At 61.2% G+C, this 1,337-nt stretch carries 1 protein-coding gene; it reads left to right on the forward strand.

The genetic code is table 11. The features are described 5' to 3' along the window. Positions 1–84: 84 nt before the first annotated feature. On the forward strand, positions 85–1,275 hold the full coding sequence (locus tag L4923_RS30760) for an integrase core domain-containing protein (RefSeq protein WP_239370878.1): 1,191 nt from the start codon (positions 85–87) through the stop codon (positions 1,273–1,275). Positions 1,276–1,337: the final 62 nt, after the last annotated feature.

Raw genomic sequence — 1,337 nt, forward strand, 5'->3', positions numbered from 1 at the left:
TTTCATGTCCGAACCGGATAGATAGGTGACAGAGTAGACCGATTAGATGGGTGACAGTTTTCTCGTAGGCCGGGAGGACCGGCGATGGTTTGGCGAGAGACTGTGGTCATGGATGAGCGGCTTCGGTTTGTGGTTGAATGCCTTGCCGGCGACGAGACGATGACGCAGCTTTGCGCTGCCTTCGAGATATCGCGCAAGACCGGCTACAAATGGCTTCGGCGTTATCGTGAGCTTGGCGCGGAAGGCTTGGACGATCTGCCTCGTGCTCCACTCAATCATGGTCGGGCGACAGCCCAGGATCTGGTGGAGCGGATTGTCGCCATGAAGCAAACGCATCCGCTGTGGGGGCCGAAGAAGGTCATGGCGCGGCTGATGCGGAGCGAGCCGGCCTGTGCCTGGCCGGCAGTCTCGACGGCTGGAGAGATCCTGAAGCGCCATGGTCTTGTGGGGCGACGGCGAGCACGGTGGCACGCGGCGGGTAATGGCCCCTGGCCGGAGCCGGCCGGTCCGAACGCGGTGTGGACGGGCGACCACAAGGGTTGGTTCCGGACAGGCGACGGCCGGCGTTGCGAGCCCCTGACGGTGATGGATGCGTCAAGCCGTTACCTGCTGGCGCTGGCGGCAACCGGCTCAACGGCCGATGAGGAGGCCTGGCCGGTTTTTGAACAGTTGTTCGAGGAGCATGGTCTGCCCGATCGTATCCGAAGTGACAACGGATCGCCATTCGCGTCGGCCGGCGTCACCGGGCTGACACCGCTTGCAGTGCGCTTCATCAAGCTCGGTATTGGGCTGGAACGCATCCAGCCTGGCAAGCCGCAGCAGAATGGTCGCCACGAGCGCTTTCACCTGACCATGCTGCCGCTGGCCAAGGCGCCTCAAGCCGACGCAGAGGCTCAAGCCCGGGTCTTCGAAGCCTTCAGGCGCTCCTACAACGAAGAGCGTCCACATGAAGCGTTGGCTATGGACACGCCTGCACAACACTACCGTCCTTCGACCCGTCCCATGCCCAGGACCACACCCGAGCCCGACTATCCGGCCGAAGCGGCGTTGCGTCGTGTACGCCAGAACGGTGAAATCAAATGGAACGGCGACTTCATCTACATCTCCAAGTCACTGGCCGGAGAAACGGTCGCAGTCCTGGAAGACGACGATGGGGCATGGACACTCTGCTTCTATGCTCATCGGCTCGGCTGCATCGACAGCAGACACAAGAAATTGGTCCGCAGCAGCGCTACACAATCTCAATCGCATCGCACTGCGGCTGCCGTGTCATAGGGGGAAAAGTGTTACCCATCTATCCGGTTCAAAATGTAACCCCTCTATCCGCTGGACATTCA

It is taken from the genome of Terribium retamae (assembly GCF_022347545.1).
Lineage (GTDB): Bacteria > Pseudomonadota > Alphaproteobacteria > Rhizobiales > Rhizobiaceae > Mesorhizobium > Mesorhizobium retamae.